This is a genomic window from Neptuniibacter sp. CAU 1671, from assembly GCF_029222905.1.
Lineage (GTDB): Bacteria > Pseudomonadota > Gammaproteobacteria > Pseudomonadales > Balneatricaceae > Neptuniibacter.
The window spans coordinates 1-18,645 of record NZ_JARHUE010000005.1; the positions used below are offsets into that span (position 1 = coordinate 1).

19 protein-coding genes are annotated in these 18,645 nt (G+C 52.9%); 11 read left to right on the forward strand and 8 right to left on the reverse strand.

Annotated features, from left to right (window positions below; genetic code table 11):
- Positions 1-262, forward strand: a 262-nt coding sequence (locus P2G53_RS09555; protein WP_275816601.1) for a hypothetical protein, incomplete at its 5' end; no start/stop codon positions are given.
- Between the two features lie 137 nt (positions 263-399).
- On the opposite strand, the gene tyrS is transcribed toward P2G53_RS09555, so the two are convergent.
- Positions 400-1,695, reverse strand: coding sequence for a tyrosine--tRNA ligase (gene tyrS / locus P2G53_RS09560; protein WP_275816603.1), 1,296 nt, complete (start codon positions 1,693-1,695; stop codon positions 400-402).
- A gap of 172 nt (positions 1,696-1,867) precedes the next feature.
- Here tyrS and P2G53_RS09565 point away from each other — a divergent pair, with 172 nt between their 5' ends.
- Together P2G53_RS09565 and P2G53_RS09570 are read left to right on the forward strand one after the other, a co-directional pair.
- On the forward strand, positions 1,868-3,241 hold the full coding sequence (locus P2G53_RS09565) for a peptidoglycan DD-metalloendopeptidase family protein (protein WP_275816605.1): 1,374 nt from the start codon (positions 1,868-1,870) through the stop codon (positions 3,239-3,241).
- Positions 3,238-4,347 (forward strand): anhydro-N-acetylmuramic acid kinase, encoded by a 1,110-nt coding sequence (locus P2G53_RS09570; protein ID WP_275816606.1) that lies wholly within the window; start codon positions 3,238-3,240, stop codon positions 4,345-4,347. Before P2G53_RS09565 ends, P2G53_RS09570 begins: the two co-directional genes overlap by 4 nt.
- On the opposite strand, the gene P2G53_RS09575 is transcribed toward P2G53_RS09570, so the two are convergent.
- From P2G53_RS09575 to argC, 3 genes are all read right to left on the reverse strand, one after another.
- The gene (locus tag P2G53_RS09575; RefSeq protein WP_275816608.1) at positions 4,348-4,725 is read right to left on the reverse strand and encodes a DsrE family protein; all 378 of its coding nucleotides are present in this window, start codon (positions 4,723-4,725) and stop codon (positions 4,348-4,350) included.
- Positions 4,726-4,820: 95 nt separating this feature from the next.
- Complete coding sequence (gene erpA, locus P2G53_RS09580) at positions 4,821-5,171, reverse strand: iron-sulfur cluster insertion protein ErpA (protein ID WP_275816610.1); 351 nt, start codon at positions 5,169-5,171, stop codon at positions 4,821-4,823.
- Positions 5,172-5,234: 63 nt separating this feature from the next.
- Positions 5,235-6,269, reverse strand: a complete 1,035-nt coding sequence (gene argC / locus P2G53_RS09585; protein WP_275816612.1) for an N-acetyl-gamma-glutamyl-phosphate reductase — start codon at positions 6,267-6,269, stop codon at positions 5,235-5,237.
- Between the two features lie 179 nt (positions 6,270-6,448).
- Between argC and P2G53_RS09590 the strand changes: the two genes are divergently transcribed.
- From P2G53_RS09590 to P2G53_RS09610, 5 genes are all read left to right on the forward strand, one after another.
- Positions 6,449-8,176, forward strand: coding sequence for a chloride channel protein (locus tag P2G53_RS09590; RefSeq protein WP_275816613.1), 1,728 nt, complete (start codon positions 6,449-6,451; stop codon positions 8,174-8,176).
- Positions 8,173-8,802, forward strand: coding sequence for a thiamine phosphate synthase (gene thiE, locus P2G53_RS09595; RefSeq protein WP_275816615.1), 630 nt, complete (start codon positions 8,173-8,175; stop codon positions 8,800-8,802). Before P2G53_RS09590 ends, thiE begins: the two co-directional genes overlap by 4 nt.
- 17 nt (positions 8,803-8,819) lie before the next feature.
- Positions 8,820-10,100: a glutamate-1-semialdehyde 2,1-aminomutase gene (hemL, locus tag P2G53_RS09600; RefSeq protein WP_275816617.1), complete on the forward strand. Its 1,281-nt coding sequence runs from the start codon at positions 8,820-8,822 to the stop codon at positions 10,098-10,100.
- 2 nt (positions 10,101-10,102) lie between these two features.
- Entirely contained in the window at positions 10,103-10,693 is a 591-nt protein-coding gene (locus tag P2G53_RS09605; protein WP_275816619.1) for a hypothetical protein, read from the forward strand.
- 72 nt (positions 10,694-10,765) lie between these two features.
- Positions 10,766-11,248, forward strand: coding sequence for a CBS domain-containing protein (locus P2G53_RS09610; protein WP_275816621.1), 483 nt, complete (start codon positions 10,766-10,768; stop codon positions 11,246-11,248).
- A 5-nt stretch (positions 11,249-11,253) separates the two neighbouring features.
- On the opposite strand, the gene P2G53_RS09615 is transcribed toward P2G53_RS09610, so the two are convergent.
- Both P2G53_RS09615 and mrcB read right to left on the reverse strand, forming a co-directional pair.
- Entirely contained in the window at positions 11,254-11,823 is a 570-nt protein-coding gene (locus P2G53_RS09615) for a hypothetical protein (RefSeq protein ID WP_275816623.1), read from the reverse strand.
- Entirely contained in the window at positions 11,811-14,066 is a 2,256-nt protein-coding gene (gene mrcB, locus P2G53_RS09620) for a penicillin-binding protein 1B (protein ID WP_275816625.1), read from the reverse strand. Before mrcB ends, P2G53_RS09615 begins: the two co-directional genes overlap by 13 nt.
- A gap of 118 nt (positions 14,067-14,184) precedes the next feature.
- Here mrcB and P2G53_RS09625 point away from each other — a divergent pair, with 118 nt between their 5' ends.
- Positions 14,185-15,732, forward strand: a complete 1,548-nt coding sequence (locus P2G53_RS09625; RefSeq protein ID WP_275816627.1) for a bifunctional aminoglycoside phosphotransferase/ATP-binding protein — start codon at positions 14,185-14,187, stop codon at positions 15,730-15,732.
- 13 nt (positions 15,733-15,745) lie between these two features.
- Positions 15,746-16,093: a Rieske 2Fe-2S domain-containing protein gene (locus P2G53_RS09630; RefSeq protein ID WP_275816629.1), complete on the forward strand. Its 348-nt coding sequence runs from the start codon at positions 15,746-15,748 to the stop codon at positions 16,091-16,093.
- Here the strand turns inward: P2G53_RS09630 and sfsA are convergent.
- Positions 16,090-16,797: a DNA/RNA nuclease SfsA gene (gene sfsA, locus P2G53_RS09635; RefSeq protein WP_275816631.1), complete on the reverse strand. Its 708-nt coding sequence runs from the start codon at positions 16,795-16,797 to the stop codon at positions 16,090-16,092. The genes P2G53_RS09630 and sfsA overlap by 4 nt on opposite strands.
- Positions 16,794-17,960: an aminotransferase class I/II-fold pyridoxal phosphate-dependent enzyme gene (locus P2G53_RS09640; RefSeq protein ID WP_275816633.1), complete on the reverse strand. Its 1,167-nt coding sequence runs from the start codon at positions 17,958-17,960 to the stop codon at positions 16,794-16,796. The genes sfsA and P2G53_RS09640 overlap by 4 nt, the downstream gene beginning before the upstream one ends.
- A 235-nt stretch (positions 17,961-18,195) precedes the next feature.
- Between P2G53_RS09640 and dksA the strand changes: the two genes are divergently transcribed.
- Entirely contained in the window at positions 18,196-18,624 is a 429-nt protein-coding gene (dksA, locus tag P2G53_RS09645) for an RNA polymerase-binding protein DksA (RefSeq protein WP_275816635.1), read from the forward strand.
- The last annotated feature ends 21 nt before the right edge of the window (positions 18,625-18,645 follow it).

The window sequence follows — 18,645 nt, forward strand, 5'->3', positions numbered from 1 at the left end:
CTTAAATGAATTCACTTGGTTGCTTGTCTTGATAATGCTTTGCACTATCCCAACAAGCGCCCACACGAATTATCTGATCAAGTTGTTAAAGAGCGGGCTTGAACTTCCGTCCAAGCGAGGCGCATATTCTACTTCCCGCCTCTTCAAAGTCAACCGTTATTTTTATCCAAATCCAGAATTTATCACGACCGGAAAACGTTTGACTTCAACCTCAGTAAAACGAACAAAAAACAAACAATTTCATTCAGTTACTAAGGCCTGACCTGTACTTCAAAAGCCTGCTTAGCAGTGCCCTCGTCAGGTCAGGGAGGCGCATTCTACACCCCACACTTTTTAGGTCAACAGGAAAATCTCAGTTACTTAAAAAAAGGCGCAACGCGCCTTTTTTTAAGTACGGCATCAGAGAGTAAAGAGGTGATGCTTTTTCTTACCCAGCTTCACAAGGAAGTATTTCTGATACTTAGCCTGTGTCTGAGTAAAGATCTCAGCCGCCCGCATATTGTCATCAACACCATAGGCCTGACCGTTAACCAGCACAGCATTGCGTTGCAACGCATCTTTCACCTGCTTACCGCCCGGTGCCAATCCCGCATCAGACAACAGTGTAGTCAGCGGTGTTTCCGCCAGATCAGCGCCTGAAAGGGCAGAACTTGGCAGACCATCCAGCGCCAGCTGCTCATAATCCTGTTCACTCAAACTGGAAGTATCACCCGAGAAAAGCGCTTCAGTAATCCGTTTTGCGGCCGTCAGGCCCGCCTCACCATGCACCAGCCGTGTCACTTCCTCTGCCAGAATCGCCTGAGCCTGAGGACGACCTTCTCGCTCAGCATCCTCACGTTCAATCTGCTGAATCTGCTCAGCAGGCAGGAAGGTAAAGTAATTAAGGAATTTATAGACATCCGCGTCTGCGGTATTCATCCAGAACTGGAAGAAGTTGTAGGGAGAGGTTTTCGCCGGATCCAGCCAGACCGCACCCGCTTCGGTTTTACCAAATTTTGTGCCATCCGCTTTAGTGATTAGCGGAACCGTTAGCCCGAACACCTGCGCACCATTCTGGCGACGCGACAGATCAATACCACCAACAATGTTACCCCATTGATCTGAACCACCAATCTGCAGAGTACAGCCATGGCGACGATTCAATTCAGCGAAGTCCATACCCTGCAGGAGCGCGTAAGAAAATTCGGTAAAAGAGATACCGGCACCATCACGGTTCAAGCGTTGCTGAACTGACTCTTTATTGATCATCGCATTCACAGAGAAATGCTTGCCAATATTGCGCAAGAAATCGAGCACATTCATATCACCCGTCCAATCAAGGTTATTAGCCACGATTGCAGGATTTTCAACGCCCTCGAATTTGAGGAACTGACTGACCTGACTACGAATCTTTTCAACCCAGCCCGATACAATATCAGGTGTATTTAGCTGCCGTTCCGCCGCTTTAAAGCTCGGATCACCAATTAAACCGGTAGCGCCGCCAACCAATGCAATTGGTTTGTGACCCTCATCCTGAAACCGGGTCAACACCAACAGTGGAACCAGATGACCAAGATGCAGACTATCCGCTGTCGGGTCGAAACCGCAGTACAGGGTCACATTGCCATTGGCCAAGTGTTGTTCCAGCTCGTCTTCGCTGGTCATCTGCGCTATCAGCCCTCGGGCTTTTAGATCTTGTAGCAATGTTGCGCTCATGAGGTATTCAGTTTCCGGTAGTAATAATGGGTGAAAAAAGAGGCCATATTCTAGCGGCAGGAACGGATGCAAACAAATATCTACCTATCGAGTTTGACATTCTGATGCCGACAATATTAAAAGGAGATGGCATAATGTCCGGTTATTACACTTGTTACATCAGGAGCAGAGCGTGTTAGATCGCATCAAGCGCTTTAAAGGCAGCTTTCCAACGATTCATCTTATTGCAGCCAGCGCATGTATTTTTATTGTCAGTATTGTTTTGTTATTGGTGCCCTCTGAAGAAGTATCGGCCACGCGAAGCATCACACTGGATATCAGTGAAAGCACGCCATCCGAAACTACGCTCGAATCTTTACCCCCAACGTCCAACATTGCCGATCTGCCCGCTGAAACAGAAGTGATTCAAGCAGAGGCAGAACCGGTTGCTCCTGAAGCTGTACCGGAAAACTGGGTTAAATATCAGGTTTCCAGCGGCGATAACCTAACAACTTTATTCAAAAAAGCCGGTTTGACTGCACGTGATGTCTATAACGTTGCCAGCGCCACCAAGCCGCATAAAACCTTCAGCCGCATGCACCCGGGCGAAACCCTTGCTTTCCTGATTGAAGGCGGCGAGCTGAAAAAACTGCGTTACATCGAATCTCAGCTGGTAAGCACCCTCATCACTGCACAGGATTCTGGGTTCAGCGTAGAAAAAATTGAGCGAGTCCCTGAAGTTCGGCAGCAATTCACGTCCGGTACCATTGTGAACTCGCTGTTTGTGGACGGTGAACGCGCCGGTCTATCCAACAAAAAAATCATGGAGCTGGCCAGTCTGTTTGGCTGGGATGTGGATTTTGTTTTAGATATCCGCGAGGGCGATAGCTTTAGCGTCATGTATGAAGAACACTTCCTGGACGGCGAAAAAATTGATGAAGGCCCTATTCTGGCAGCGCAATTTACCAACCAGGGAAACACGTTCACAGCTCTGCGCTATACCAATTCAGAGGGCGACAGCAATTACTTCACACCGGATGGCTATAGCATGCGCAAAGCCTTTTTGCGCTCACCAGTTGATTTTGCCCGTATCAGTTCGCGCTTTGACCTGAAACGCAAACACCCTGTGCTTAACCGGATTCGTGCGCACAAAGGCGTTGATTATGCGGCAAGCACCGGCACCCCGATTAAATCGGCAGGTGATGGCAAAATCATTTTCCGGGGCGTCAAGGGTGGTTACGGCAACGTTGTGATTGTTCAGCACGGCAGCAACATCACAACACTTTATGCACACATGAAAAGCTTCAAACGGGGGCAGTCCGTTGGCTCTCGCGTAAAGCAGGGTCAGGTGATTGGTTTTGTAGGTTCCAGCGGTTTAGCGACAGGCCCTCACCTGCATTACGAATTCCGCCTCAACGACGTGCATAAAAACCCACTTACCGTAAAACTGCCTCAGGCAGAACCAGTCGCCAAATCCGAGCGTGGATCTTTCGACCTTGCAGCCAACAAGCTGATGGCTCAGCTGGAAACCTATCAGGCCACCCAAGTGGCTCAGCTCAGCCAATGAGCGATCCGGCTGATCTGTACATCGGCCTGATGTCCGGCACCAGCGTAGATGGCATTGATGCTGCGCTGGTGCAGTTTGAACCCAGCTTCAAATTACTATCCGCCCATTGCGGGCAATATCCCGACACACTTCGTGCTGAAATTCTGAATCTCTGCCAACCGGCAGCAAATGAAGTACAGCGTATTGCGCAAATCGACGGTGTCATCGCTGACTGCTTTGCGAATGCTGCATCTGAACTCATTACGAGCAATAACCGACATCTTATAAAAGCCATTGGCAGTCACGGCCAGACCGTCCGGCACCATCCTGAGTTAGGTTATTCAATGCAAATTGGCGACCCCAGTCGGATTGCAGAAAGAACCGGTGTCACAACGGTGGGCCAATTCCGTCAGCGGGATCTGGCAGCGGGTGGTCAGGGCGCACCGCTGGTACCCGCCTTCCATGCCGCTTTATTCAGGAAACCCGACGCTGAACGGTTTATTCTCAATATTGGCGGCATGGCCAACATCACCCACCTGCCTGGCAATCCAAAATCCCCCGTGACCGGTTTTGATACAGGACCAGGGAATGTACTGCTGGATGGCTGGATAGAAAAACACCTGCAACAACCTTTTGATCTGGACGGACAGTGGGCTGCGTCGGGAGACCGAATTGAAACGCTGCTGCAAAGGCTGATGGATGAACCGTTTTTTGCCGCCGCCGCCCCCAAAAGCACCGGCCGGGAACGCTTTAATCTCGCCTGGCTTGAGTCCCAGCTGTCTGATGAATTTTCAACGTCTGCACCGCAGGATGTCCAGGCCACTTTGCTTGCTCTGACGGCAAAGAGCACTGCAGATGCGATAAAAAAACAATCTCAGCAGCCTGACTTTGAAGTTTATATCTGCGGTGGCGGTGCTCGAAATTCTGCACTGATCAACGCCATAAAAGCGGAACTGCCTGAGCATAAAGTTGCTCTGACCAGTGAGTTGGGCCTTGATCCAGACTGGGTTGAAGCCGCTGCTTTTGCCTGGCTGGCCTGGCGCTGCCTCAGCCAGCAAAGCGGCAATCTGCCGGAAGTAACGGGCGCTGAAGGGCCTCGCATTCTGGGCGCAATCTACCCGGCCTGATTAGAAATAGAGATAACCCGCTGCGCGAAGCTGGCGACCGAGCGCCGGCCCATCGGGCACAGTATCGATAAAGGCAGGCAACTCATCACGTGAAACCCCATTGGCCTGCATCCAGATTTCACACACTTTGACATCAATGACGCGTTTATCATCCAGCGCTTTAGCCAGCGAGATCAGATGTGCATTTTTCTCAGCATTGGCATTCAGGAACGCAAATGTTTCATCCCCGTGCAGTATAAATACCACAGGTTCATGCGAGCGAATTGATTCATTGTCCGCCAGCATCGCGGCCCGTTGAAACAATAACTCAAGCTCTGAAGGGGTGTGCTTGACTAAATAGGCCATCAAACCGGGCTGGTCAGGCACAGGAGATTGCAAGGGAGCTGCTGCGAGAGAAGCAGATAGCAGCATGAGCAGAGGCGCCAGCCATTTCAAAGCAACACCTCCACTTATGCCAGACTATACGAAATATCTTAGATAGAAAAAGAAGAACCGCAACCGCACGTCGTGGTGGCGTTGGGGTTGTTAATCACAAACTGCGAGCCCTGAAGCCCTTCCTTGTAGTCAACCTGTGCGCCAGCCAGGTACTGAAAACTCATTGGATCAACCACCAGCGTAACACCGTCGCGTTCAACCACAGTATCATCTTCAGCAGACTGCTCATCAAAGGTAAAGCCATAGGAGAAACCCGCACAGCCACCACCCGTAATAAAAACACGTAGTTTCAGGCTGTCGTTAGCTTCTTCTTCCATCAGCGTTTTCACTTTACGGGCAGCCGCCTCAGTGAAAACCAGTGGTGTGTTTGGATCTTCTGTTTCGATCATTGCTCTATACACATCGGTTACTAGGACTCAATTATCCACTTAACCAACTAAAATAGTCAAGTATTATGGCATCAAGCCTACCAGATTAAGCCCGGCAGTTTCATCCAGATTCAGCATGATGTTCATATTCTGCACAGCCTGACCTGCAGCGCCTTTTACCAGATTATCGATAACAGACAGCACTACCAGCACATCCTCACCCTGAGGCTGATGCAAACTGACACGGCACATATTGGCACCTTTCACACTGCGTGTTTGCGGATGACTGCCGGCAGGCATCACATCAACAAATGGCTCATCTTTATAACGTGACTCAAACAACGCCTGCAGCCCCATATCAACCGGATCTTTCAGCACCGCATAACAGGTTGCATGAATACCGCGGATCATCGGGGTCAGATGAGGCACAAAAGTCAGTCCTACAGGACGACCCGCCGCGTCAGAGAGACCCTGCTTGATCTCGGGCAGATGACGATGACCCGAAGCGCCATAGGCACTGAAACTTTCGCTGGCTTCGCACAACAGAGAGCTGACTTTAGCGGCACGACCCGCACCACTGACACCTGATTTACAATCCGCAATCAGACGACGATGATCCACCAACCCCTGTTCCAGCAGAGGAATAAACGCCAGCTGCGTTGCGGTCGGGTAACAACCCGGGCACGCGATCAGCTGAGCTTCTTTAATAGCCGCGCGGTTCACTTCAGGCAGACCATAAACCGCAAGCTCAGCCATTTCCGGCTCCGTATGCTCCATACCGTACCAGCGCGACCAGGTATCAAGATCCTTGATCCGGAAGTCTGCACCCAGGTCGATCACCTTCACGCCGCGCTTAACCAGTTCGGGCGCCATTTTCATCGCCACGCCATGAGGCGTCGCAAAAAACACCACTGCACACTCAGCCAGTTGATCTATGTCGGGTACCGTAAATTTCAGGTCATGATGGCCGCGTAGGTTCGGATACATGTCTGCAACAGCAACACCTTCTTCAGAACGCGAAGTAATAACCGTCACCTCAACATTCGGATGGTTTGCCAGCAAACGTAACAATTCAACGCCGGTATAGCCCGTACCGCCTACGATACCTACTTTAATCACGATGACCTCATCAACAGGAATTAAACCAGTGTCTATGATACAAAGCCCTCCGCGCCATGACCACAGATTCCACCCTACCAATAGTGTAAGATAACGCTTTAATGTAGCCTTAAACTCAGGTTTCCGGGCCAGCAGTACCAAATGACGTCTGTGACATTACTTATGCCATTGAGTGTGTAATGCAAAAATACGCCGCCTCTCTGAAATCCTTTCGCCACCGTTTATCCTTTGCTGAGGCACTGCCGCAAATGGTTATTCTGGGCGTGCTCTGCGGCGTGCTCTGCGGTTTGGTTCTGGGCCTGTTTCGGATGGCGCTGGAATGGCCACTGGAGCAACTCTTGCCCAATTGCGATCATGAAGGTTTTGAGAGTTTGCCCGCCTGGCTTCGTTTCAGTTTACCGGTGGCAGGCAGCCTGATCCTGCTTGCATTGCTGGCGCCATTGGCACCTCTGGACAGAAAAGTAGGGGTAGCGCACCTGCTGGAGCGCATCTCATATCACCAGGGTCAACTTCCCCTCAAAAATGCGCTATTACAGTTTATCGCCGCACTGATCGCACTACTGACCGGGCACTCTGCCGGCAAAGAGGGTCCCGCTGTTCATCTGGGTGCCGCCAGCGGAAGTCTGCTGGGCCAGAAATTACGCCTGCCGAATAATACCCTGCGCATTCTGGCAGGTTGCGGAACCGCCGCAGGCATCGCCGCGATGTTCAACACGCCACTGGCGGGCGTCATTTTTGCCATGGAAGTTGTGCTGATGGAATATAGCGTGCTCGGCTTCATGCCAGTCATGGCCGCCGCAGCCGCGGCCACTCTGGTGATGCATCTGCTGCTGGGACCGGAGCAGATCATGAGCGTGCCCGCCATGCAGATCCATTCTCTCAACGAAGTGCCGTATGTGCTTTTTCTCGGTGTCGTGATCGGCCTGCTTGCCAGCCTGTTTATCCGTTTAGTGAGTCTGGTCACCCGCTGGTCCAGCCAACCCCGTTTTCATCTTAGCTACCGTCTGATACTCGCCGGTGTTATGACCGGTGCCTGCGCCATCTATGTGCCAGAAATCATGGGCGTTGGTTATGACACCGTCAGTTCGGCGCTTGAAGGTAAGTTGGTACTCACAACCCTGTTGCTCATTTTGCTGGTTAAAGTGCTGATCACACCGGTTATTATTGGGCTGGGCATTCCCGCTGGCCTGATCGGTCCTACGTTTTTTATTGGAGCGATTGCGGGCAGCGCGCTGGGCATTCTGGGCAGCAGTGCAGTAGAGCAGGAAGTAACTCATCAGGGTTTTTATGCGTTGCTGGGCATGGGCAGCATGATGGCTGCCGTACTCAATGCCCCACTGGCTGCACTGATAGCCATCATGGAGTTAACCTCAAACCCCAACATCCTGTTCCCGGCCATGATTGCCATTGTGGTTGCCAATCTGATTGCCCGATATGTGTTTAATCTGCCCTCGGTGTTTATCGCCATGATGCGTGCTCAGGGTATGGATTTCAGGCTCAAACCGGTGCAGCAGGTGCTGAGTCGAAGTGCAGTGAGCAGCCTGATGCATACTGACATCATCCGCGTAGCGAAATCGATCAGCGCTCAGGAAGCAACAGAGCTTCTGACGCGCAACCCGTCCTGGCTTGTGATTGATGAAACCCCGCAGAGCCTGCTGCCCCCTGCAGATTTGGTGGCATACATGCGTGAACACCCGGACGCTGAACGCATTGAATTGCTGGAGATGCCCGCATTACGACTCGACTGCGGCCAACTGGGCATTCAGGCCACGCTGTTAGAGGCACTGGAAAAACTCACTGCCGAAGAAGTGGACGCCCTCTGTATCACTGGTTTTGAAGGCCGCCTGTCCGGCGTACTGACCCGCGACCAACTGGATACTTTTTACCGACAATATACCCGTTTATGAATTCATCTCTTACCGGGCTTTATGCCATTACCGACGCCAGCCTGATGCCCGACCTGGCCACTATGCTGGATTTTGTTGAGCAAAGCCTGCAAGGCGGCGTCAGAATCCTGCAGTATCGGGATAAGAGCAGCGATCAGCCCCAAAGACTCACACAAGCTTTGGCATTAAAAAGCCTGTGCAATCGCTATGGCGTACCCCTGATCATCAATGACGATATTGAACTGGCTTACCAGTCAGCCGCTGACGGTGTGCATCTTGGTCAGTCCGATGGGCAGGTGAGCGCAGCCAGACAACGCCTTGGCAGCAACGCCATAATCGGAGTGACCTGCCATGATCAACTGCCTTTAGCGCAGGATGCCGTTGCCGCAGGGGCTGACTATGTTGCCTTTGGCGCCTTTTTCCCCTCAAAAAGTAAACCCGATGCCAAACCGGCACCACTGGCGTTGCTCCAGCAGGCAAGTACGCTAATCGACCGCCCAATAGTGGCGATTGGCGGCATAAGTGTAGATAATGCCCCGCAGGTTATTGATGCCGGTGCAGATATGATCGCTGTTATCCACGCACTCTATGCCAGTGCGGCGATCTCCCAGACTGCAGAACAGTTTTCCCGGCTTTTTCAGCGTTAAAACACAGAGAGATACCTATGTCCCGATCCGATGAGCTTTTTCAGGCAGCACAGATCCATATCCCGGGTGGCGTGAACTCCCCGGTACGCGCATTCAAAGGTGTGGGCGGGACCCCGGTATTTTTTAACCATGGCGAAGGCGCTTACCTGTTTGACGAAGATGGCAACAAGTACATCGACTACGTCGGCTCATGGGGTCCGATGATCCTTGGACACTGCAATCCTGACGTGATCAACGCGGTTAAGCAGTCGCTCGAAAAAGGTCTGGGATTTGGCGCTCCCACCGAAATCGAAATCACCATGGCCGACAAGGTCTGCGAGATCATGCCGTCGCTGGAAATGGTACGCATGGTGAACTCCGGCACTGAAGCCACCATGAGCGCGATCCGACTGGCGCGTGGTTATACCGGCCGTGACAAGATAGTGAAGTTTGAGGGCTGCTACCACGGCCACTCCGATTCTCTGCTGGTTAAAGCGGGCTCCGGCGCACTGACACTGGGTGAACCTAACTCCCCCGGCGTACCGGCAGCTCTGGCAGAACACACCATCACCCTGAATTACAACGATATCGACAGTGTACGTACGGCCTTTGCCGAAGTGGGCGATCAGGTCGCCTGCATTATCGTCGAACCGGTTGCCGGCAACATGAACTGCATTCCTCCCGTTGCAGGTTTCCTCGAAGGTCTGCGTGAAGTCTGTGATCAGTACGGCTCCGTGCTGATTTTTGATGAGGTGATGACCGGATTCCGTGTCGCTCTGGGCGGTGCCCAGTCAGTCTATAACATCAAACCTGACCTGACGACGCTGGGCAAAGTGATTGGTGGCGGCCTTCCTGTCGGTGCTTTTGGCGGTAAAAAAGAGATCATGCAGCACATTGCTCCGCTAGGTCCGGTGTATCAGGCAGGCACTCTGTCAGGTAACCCACTGGCCATGGCGGCAGGTTTGGCCATGCTTAACGCCATCAGTCAGCCCGGCTTTTATGAGCAGCTTTCCGCCAAAGTAGAATTTCTAACTGAAGGTTTACAGGCTGTCGCCATGTCCCATGGTGTGCCGTTTACCACCAGCCGGGTCGGCGGCATGTTTGGTCTGTTTTTCACTGAGCAGCCGCAGGTAACAAGCTTCAGTGAAACCATGGCTTGTGATGCAGCGCGTTTCTCCAAATTCTTCCACGGCATGCTTGAGCAGGGTGTGTATCTGGCGCCTTCTGCGTTTGAAGCCGGATTTGTTTCAGCTTCGCATACCCAGGAAGATATTGAGCAAACCCTAGCAGCCGCTGATCAGGTGTTTGCAGCTCTGTAATCATGTTGATCCTGATAGCCGAAACGATTCTGTTGGTCTGCGCCCTGCTATTGGCAGGGCAAAGCTATCGGCGTGCTGAACAAAAACAGGAGACTGCCAGTTTTGTTATCAGCCTGTCAGCCGCTTTTCTGGCGGCAGCCAGTCTCGGCGAGCTGACACTGGAAGCAACCACTCAGGACCTGCTCACCTTTCAGCGCATGCTGGATAATCTGGCTTTTTATGCGGCTCTGCCTTTACTCGCCACTGCACTGATTGCGCAGGCCTGGCAGAAAGACTGGAGTCGCGCCGCATGGGGCCGCTGGCTGCTGGCCCTTTTTGCCCTGTTTGAGCTGATGCGCCGTGCAGAGCAGGGTGACCTCTACAGCCAGATCGTGGCTGTAGCATCCGTCATACTGCTACTTGCATCGCTGCCAAAACTGTCCAACATGCAGGCCAGACTCACCGGCTTTATTACCCTCGTTCCACTGAGCCTGGCACTGCTGATCTTCAGCCATGGCAGTTTACTACCGCAATACCAGTCGTTGCCTGGCTACGCTCTGGCACTCGCGACCGCACTGCTGCTGTTAACCTGGCAACAACGACTGCTGCGCTGAACCACCCCTTCCCTCGCCAATCCAGCAGCGACTGCTATGCTGTATGGGTAAGCAGATGTGAGGAGAATAATAATGCGCACGCTGCAGCAGTATACCGCCGGGGAAATCATGACCCGGGAACTTCTGACCGCCTCAGAGCACTGGTCCATTCAAACACTGATCGACTTTTTCAATCGTCATAAAATCTCCGGAGCGCCTGTTTTATCGGCACAACGGGAGTTTGTAGGCGTGGTCAGTCTGAGTGATATCCTGACCTTTGATGGAGTGCCGAGACACTCCATGGAAGAAAACCCAATGACGCAGTACTACTGCAATATGGCAGAGGGCGCCACGCCGGATGAGCTGGGTTTTAAAGATGTGAATCAACACCAAAGTCATCTGGTGAGTGAGATCATGACCCAGGCGCTAATCACGGCACCTGCAGACACCAGCGTGCCGGCATTATCGGCTCTGATGCACAATAAAGGCATCCATCGGGTGTTTATCACCGAAGATGATCAGATCTGCGGTGCGGTCTCTACGCTGGATATCCTGCGATTGGTCGCTGATCTCTGATCCGATCAATATCGACTTGCACGTGTGCGGGCTTCAGCAGCACCTTCACGGTTGCCCGCACCGTTGCGAATATCCGCTATCAACGTCCACAGGCGTTTAAGCATGACACTGTCACCAATCGCCAGATCGGTGCCGCGTAATGCCAGTTGCTCCGCCTGATACCACTGGCGCTCACTGCGCCGAAGATCGGCCAGGCGGAAATAGACTTCAGGATCCCGCGGCGCAATGCGTTGCGCTCGCTCCAGACTACTGGCCGCTTCCCGGGTAGCTCCCTGCCGCTGCTGTTGCGACGCTGTATCCAGCAGGGCCAGCACCGCTGAGTTGCTTTGTCGACCAGGAGCCGCAACGGGCGCTTCAGGCACCTGTTCAATTACCAAGCCACGCTGGGATGGCGTTACGGCAACACCCTGCTCAGGTGGCGCCGGAGCAACCACGTCATTGTCAGAAGCCGTTTTTTCACTGGTACGGTCGATGACCGGCGGGCCACCCAGCGGATTGGGACCCGCACAACCTGCCAATAAACCGAAAAGTGTCAGCGCCAGAACCGCTTTGTATGTCTGTTTTATCTGAACCATTGCCTGAACCAATCCAATGTTCTCTCAACTTGGTTATCTGCACAGGCCGCATGTTCCTGCGGCTGTGTACCCTGAATAAATGGAATCTGTCGTGCGCCTTCACAATACGCCGCAGAGAGCAGACCTGTCCGATCTTCGACCCACTGATAATCGATCTGTTCCGGCCGAACCGCCATAAACGGCAGCGGCTTTTCCTGCTGCATCAGATCAATCCAGGCCTGCAACGCCCCGCCCGACCCGGTGAAAGGCAACTGCGCGTTATTATCCAGCCCCAGCCAGACTACCGCCAGCCGATTCCCGGCAAAACCAGCAAACCAGCTGTCACGCTGGTCATCACTGGTACCGGTTTTACCGGCCACATTCAGTGCCTGAGGCAGACGATTGTAGATGGAACGGGCTGTACCCTCACGCGCCACTTCCTGCATCGCATACTGAATCAGGTGCACCGTTTCCGGCTCTACCACCTGCTTAATCTGGAACGGATAACGCGATAGCTCGGCCCCGTCAGCATCAGTGACCAGACGAATCGCCCGCAAAGGAATACGGAAGCCATTGGCTGCAATGGTCTGATAAAGCTGCGTCACCTCAACCGGCGACATCGCCTCTGCACCCAGCAGCAGCGAAGGGAACGGTTTGGCTTCGCGCTCAAAACCCAGACGCTCCAGCATATCCACTACCCGACTCACGCCCACATCCATCCCGAGGCGCGCCGTGCTCTGGTTATAGGAGTGCGCCAACGCATAGTGCAGCGGCACCATGCCATGACTGGTCCGGTCAAAATTCTGCGGCTGCCATTCGCTGCCGTTTGGCAATTTTACGCTGTAAGGCTCATCGTCCAGCAAGCTGGAAAGCGTATAACCACGCTCAAGGGCTGTCAGGTAAACGGCGGGTTTAACCAGCGAGCCGATGGGACGCATGGCATCCAGCGCCCGGTTAAATCCCTGATAGCGGGCATTGCGGCCACCCACCATTGCCAGTACTTCGCCGGTTTGCGGATCGGTGACCACCATGGCGCCCTGCAATTCGGCCATGCTGCGACCAAAACGTTTCTGCAGCAGCCCGATCCGTCCTGAGAGCGCATTTTCACTGTTTTCCTGTACCACCGGATCAAGACTGGTAAAGACCCGGATCCCTTCAGAACTCAGAACTTCCTGCGGGTACTCCTCACGCAGCTGTCGTTTCACGAGATCCAGATACGCCGGGTAAGCTCCTTTATGCAGACTCCGTTGCTGCACCACACCGAGGCCTTTACGTTCAGCCGAGGTACGTTGCTCCAGCGTAATCACGCCCTGCTCCTGCAGGATTTGCAGCACCAGATCGCGACGTGCCTTGGCTCGTTCCGGGTTTCGTCTCGGATCGTAGTACGAAGGACCTTTGACCAGACCCACCAGCAGGGCGACCTGATGCAGTTCCAGCTCATTGATCGGCTGGGCAAAATAATACTGGCTGGCCAGACCAAAGCCATGCACCGCACGGGCACCGGCCTGCCCCAGATAAACTTCGTTCAGGTAGGCTTCAAGAATCTCATCTTTGTCGTAATGAAAATCCAGCAGCAACGCCATGGGGATTTCCATCAGCTTGCGTGCCAGCGAACGCTCTGAGGTGAGGTAGAAGTTTTTGATCAGCTGCTGGGTCAGCGTACTGCCACCCTGCACAAAACGTCCTGCCTGCAGATTCACCCACATGGCCCGACTGATTCCGCGCAGCGAAATACCGGAATGCTGGTAATAGTTACGGTCCTCAACTTCCACCAGCGCTTCTTTCAGATAGGGCGGCGCATCTTCAAGACGAATCAGGTCACGGTCTTCATTGTCCTGCGGGTAGATACCACCGACCAAAATCGGTTCCAGACGAGTCAGAGAAACAGATTGACCCTGCGCATCCCGAATCGACTGCACACCGTCACCGTTAAATTCCAGCAACAGGGTACGTGACGGTTCTGCACCGTCTGGAAAAACAAAACCACGGGTATAGATTCTGGCCCGGCTACTGGCCCACTCCACCATACCGGGCGCGGTTGCCCGCTGGGTAAAACGATAACCCAGTCCCTTGAGTTCAAGTTTGAGATCATCCCGGTTTAAGGCCTGACCCGGATACAGCTCCAGTGGCCTGGCATACACTTTGGCCGGAAGTGCCCAGCGTTTTCCCTCAAATTTAGCGCGCACCTGAGCGTCGAGGTAGATCATGCCAACACCGGCAATGACCACACCCAGCAGGCTCAATTTCAGAAACAGGGATAACAATCGGCGGGACCATCCCCGCGATTGAGTACTACGGCCTTTGCCGCGGGATGATTTGGATGCTCTCTTTTTTGCCATCGGCTAAGTATAATGCCTTCCTATGCCCGGTGATACAGAACAGATGCAACTGATTGATTCGCTCCGCAATCCCGCAGTATACCCTCATCCGGTATCACGGATTGAAGTGTTCGAAACCCATATATCCTGGATTATTCTGACGGGAGAGTACGCCTATAAGCTGAAAAAGCCCGTCGACTTCGGTTTTCTCGATTTCACAACACTGGAGCAACGAGAATACTTCTGTCATGAAGAACTGAGGCTGAACCAGCGCCTGGCACCCGATATTTATCTTGAAGTGCTGGCGATTGGCGGCACGCCCGATGCGCCTGTCTTTGGCGCCACAGAATCCATCCTCGAATATGCCATCAAAATGCAGCAGTTTGACCCTAAGGAACGGCTTGATCTGTTGCTTGCAGGACACCAGTTCAAACCGGAATGGATCTACAAACTGGCAAAACAGATTGCCAAATTCCACCGCAAAGTTCCGATCATTGCACCCGACAGTCCACTGGGCGAGCCGGAAACCATCTGGGAGGTTGTCTCAGACAATTTCAGCCATATCAGCAACACAGTGAATACCCTCGATGACTGCCACCGGGTTCAGGTGCTGCTGCAGAAAACCGCACAACTGTTTCGCCGGCTGACCCCGCTGATCGAACAGCGCAAACTGGACGGGCATGTCCGGGAGTGTCACGGCGATCTTCATCTGGCCAATATCACGCTGTACAACGGCGAACTCAGACTGTTTGACTGCATTGAGTTCAACCCACGCTTCAGCTGGATAGACACCATCAGCGATCTGGCTTTTCTGCTGATGGATCTGGAAGCCAACGGCGAATTCAGTCTGGCGAACCGTTGCCTGAACCATTACCTGGAGTTACTGGGTGATTATGAAGCGCTGCCATTACTGAATTTTTACAAATCCTATCGCGCCATGGTACGTGCCAAGGTTGCTGTGCTAGGACCGCATCTGGATCTGCCAGGCATGCGCCATTACCTGTCTCTGACAGAACACTATGCTAACCGGCAGCAACCGGTCCTGTATCTGATGCAGGGTCTGTCAGGCAGTGGTAAGAGTTTTCTCAGCGAACTGATGCTGCAACGCAGCCCGCTGATCCGGCTGCGCTCCGATGTCGAACGTAAACGACTGTTCAAGCAACTCAGCAAAAAAGGGGTATCTCTGGACCTGTATGGCCCTCAGATGAACCTGTATACCCTGAACCACCTATTGGAACTGAGCCAGCGCCTTCTGAAAGCCGGTCTGTCTGTTGTTGTCGATGCCACCTTTATCCGTCGTGGCAGCCGTCGCATGTTTATTGAAATGGCCGAGCAATTCAAAGCCAAGGTGCAGATCATCGCCTGTCGCTGCGACGAAGAAACATTGATTCAGCGCCTCACTGACCGACAGCAGGTGGGAAAAGATGCTTCTGATGCAGATGTTAAAGTCATGCAACAGCAACAGATTCATCTGCAGGCACTGACAGAGTCAGAAGAACTGCTGACACGCTATATAAACACCACTGATGCTCAGGCCCTGAATCGCTTTCTGGATCAGTTACCGGCGCTAAAACCGGTACTTGTGACAGATACAGGACTTCAAAACCCATAATCCAGAGGCCGGTATGCACCCTGTATGTGAAATCCGAGATGTCCCCAGCAATGATGCCCGAGGCTTCATCTGTCAGGGCGTTAACCTGATTGTGGTGAATTACCGTGACCGGATTCATGTCTACCACAACAGCTGTCCACATCGCAGCATCCCGCTGGAGTGGCAGCCCAATCAGTTTTTTGATGTAGAAAAGACCTTTCTGCAATGCGCCACCCATGGCGCACTGTTCAAGATCGACACGGGGGAATGCATTGCCGGTCCCTGTGTTGGAGACCAGCTGACACCACTACCCCATTCACTGAAAGCAAACACAATCTGTGTCGACCTGAGTTCGCTGCCGCCAATGAGGACTGTCGACTAATCGAGAATAACGGGTAAACGCTCCACCAGCTGAATCTGTTCCGGGCAAATCCGGGTTCGGTAAGCCAGCACTTCAACACCCGCCTGCACCACCTGGCGCAATAAACGACCATACTCAGGATCAATCTGATCCGCCGGGCGAACCCGTTCAATACCTTCATGCGCCACACAGAACAACAGCACCGCCCGCTCACCGTTGGCAACCCGATGTTGTAATGCCGTCAGGTGTTTTGCACCGCGCGCTGTCACTGCGTCCGGGAAGCTGCCCCAGCCTCTCTCTTCAAGCAAGGTAACATTTTTCACCTCAATCCAGACGCTGCCTTTGTCTGGGTCCTGCAGCAGGAAATCGATCCGGCTGCCTTCACCGTCCGCCACCTCTTTTTTCAGCTCGGCATAATCCGCAAGTTGTTCAATCACACCCCCTGCAATCGCCTCTGCAACCAGATTATTGGCCCGCCCGGTATTGATACAGGCCAGATATTGCTGATCAACTTCTACCAGCTCCCAGGTCAACGGGTATTTGCGTTTAGGGTTACCACTGTCCCAGACCCACACACGGCTGCCCGGTTCAGCGCAGTGGCGCATTGACCCCGTATTGGGGCAGTGCGCAGTGACATGCGTGCCATCCGACAGTTCGATGTCCGCCAGAAACCGTTTATAACGCCTGATAAGACGCCCTTCTTGCAGGGGATATGGAAATTTCATGTTTGCCCAAAACGACGTTTCAGACGCTCAAGCGCAAGGTCTATACGCTCCAGTCCGGTGGTATATGAAAAACGAATAAACGACTGGCTGCGATAGCTGCCAAAATCCAAACCCGGGGTACAGGCAATATGTTCCTCTTCCAGCAACTGCCAACAGAACTGATAGGTATCATCGGTCAGATGTGAGGCATCAGCATATACATAGAATGCGCCCGCCGGTAACAAAGGCACCTCAAAACCGAGGGCCTTCAGCCCTTCGACTAACCGGTCACGGCGAGCTTGGTAGGCCGCTTTACGGGTTTCTAGAATTGCCAGGGTTTCATCATCAAACGCAGCCAGAGCAGCGTACTGGGACAGGGTCGGTGGCGAGATCATCAGATTCTGGGCCAGTTTTTCAAGGGAGGGCACACTCGCTTCAGGTGCCACAATCCAGCCCAGACGCCACCCCGTCATACCAAAATACTTGGAGAAGCTGTTCACCACATACGCGGAGTCATCACATTGCAGCACACTGTAACTCGGCGTTTCATAACTCAGGCCGTGGTAAATTTCGTCAACAATCAGCGAACCACCCCGGGCTCTGACTTTTCCCGCAAGTTCAGCCAGCGTTTCGGGGTCCAGCTCCGCTCCGGTCGGGTTGGCCGGAGAGGCCAGCAAAACACCCGCGGTGCTCTCCTCCCAATGTTCCTCTAACAGCTGCGCATTCAACTGGTAGTGCTGCTCAGCAGCGGTGGGCACCATCTGTGGCTCGGCATTTAAAAACCTCAACAGTTGACGGTTACAGGGATAACCTGGGTCGGCAATCATAAACTGCTGACCCGCATCCGTGAGCAAGGCAAACAACATCAGCAGGCCACTCGATCCGCCTGTTGTCACAATGATACGTTCCGGCGAAATATTCAGCCCATAACTACGCCGGTACCACTGAGCTATTTTTTCCCGTAACGGCCAGATCCCCGCTGCCGGAGTGTATTTAATCCCACCCTGCTCCAGCAGTTTCATGGCCGCCCGACGAATCGGCTCCGCAGTTGGGAAATCAGGCTCTCCGGCCTCCATATGCACCACATCAAAACCTGCAGCATCCAGTTCCGCTGCACGTTTGAGCAGATCCATAGCTTTAAAGGATTCAATGCGCTGAGAGCGCTGCGAAAAAACTGGATTCATAGGAAAAGTCCGGCTGACAATCTTCGCCGCAGTATACTGTTTTCGGCAACAGATACCGACTGCGGATCATTCCGCTTCAATCAGAGCATGTTTAACGTGAATTAGGACTAGCCTAATGCACGGGCATCTGTTAATTTCGCAGCCTTCATGCCGTTTGAATAGATTGCATTAATCAATAAAGGAGTCGATACGGCTTTAAATTTCAGAGTCGTATCGGAAAGAGCGAGGCGTGCATATGCCAAATAAAAGCGATTCTTTCACACATTTTGAGCCTTACCCGATTATTGAGGGTGAGGAGTACATGAACGAAAAGCAGAAAGACCATTTCCGCAAAATTCTGTTGGCCTGGAAACAGGAACTGATGGAAGAAGTGGACAGCACCATTCATCACCTGCGGGAAGAACCTTCTAACTTTGCTGACCCAAGTGACCGGGCAAGCCAGGAAGAAGAATTCAGTCTGGAACTGCGCACCCGTGACCGCGAACGTAAGTTGATTAAAAAGATCAACGAATCGCTCGAGTTCATTGACGAGGACGAATACGGCTACTGCGATGCATGCGGTATCGAAATCGGCATCCGTCGTCTTGAAGCACGGCCAACTGCGTCACTCTGCATCGACTGCAAAACGCTGGCTGAAATCAAAGAAAAGCAGCTCGGCGGCTAATTCCAGAGGGAAGTCTGTAGC

What these genes read in the sequence shown, in the direction of transcription:
- tyrS (WP_275816603.1), bottom strand. Translation starts at nt 1,695, where the DNA reads ATGAGCGCAACATTGCTACAAGATCTAAAAGCCCGAGGGCTGATAGCG.
- P2G53_RS09570 (WP_275816606.1), top strand. Translation starts at nt 3,238, where the DNA reads ATGAGCGATCCGGCTGATCTGTACATCGGCCTGATGTCCGGCACCAGC.
- erpA (WP_275816610.1), bottom strand. Translation starts at nt 5,171, where the DNA reads ATGATCGAAACAGAAGATCCAAACACACCACTGGTTTTCACTGAGGCG.
- P2G53_RS09590 (WP_275816613.1), top strand. Translation starts at nt 6,449, where the DNA reads ATGCAAAAATACGCCGCCTCTCTGAAATCCTTTCGCCACCGTTTATCC.
- thiE (WP_275816615.1), top strand. Translation starts at nt 8,173, where the DNA reads ATGAATTCATCTCTTACCGGGCTTTATGCCATTACCGACGCCAGCCTG.
- hemL (WP_275816617.1), top strand. Translation starts at nt 8,820, where the DNA reads ATGTCCCGATCCGATGAGCTTTTTCAGGCAGCACAGATCCATATCCCG.
- P2G53_RS09605 (WP_275816619.1), top strand. Translation starts at nt 10,103, where the DNA reads ATGTTGATCCTGATAGCCGAAACGATTCTGTTGGTCTGCGCCCTGCTA.
- P2G53_RS09610 (WP_275816621.1), top strand. Translation starts at nt 10,766, where the DNA reads ATGCGCACGCTGCAGCAGTATACCGCCGGGGAAATCATGACCCGGGAA.
- P2G53_RS09615 (WP_275816623.1), bottom strand. Translation starts at nt 11,823, where the DNA reads ATGGTTCAGATAAAACAGACATACAAAGCGGTTCTGGCGCTGACACTT.
- P2G53_RS09625 (WP_275816627.1), top strand. Translation starts at nt 14,185, where the DNA reads ATGCAACTGATTGATTCGCTCCGCAATCCCGCAGTATACCCTCATCCG.
- P2G53_RS09630 (WP_275816629.1), top strand. Translation starts at nt 15,746, where the DNA reads ATGCACCCTGTATGTGAAATCCGAGATGTCCCCAGCAATGATGCCCGA.
- sfsA (WP_275816631.1), bottom strand. Translation starts at nt 16,797, where the DNA reads ATGAAATTTCCATATCCCCTGCAAGAAGGGCGTCTTATCAGGCGTTAT.
- P2G53_RS09640 (WP_275816633.1), bottom strand. Translation starts at nt 17,960, where the DNA reads ATGAATCCAGTTTTTTCGCAGCGCTCTCAGCGCATTGAATCCTTTAAA.
- dksA (WP_275816635.1), top strand. Translation starts at nt 18,196, where the DNA reads ATGCCAAATAAAAGCGATTCTTTCACACATTTTGAGCCTTACCCGATT.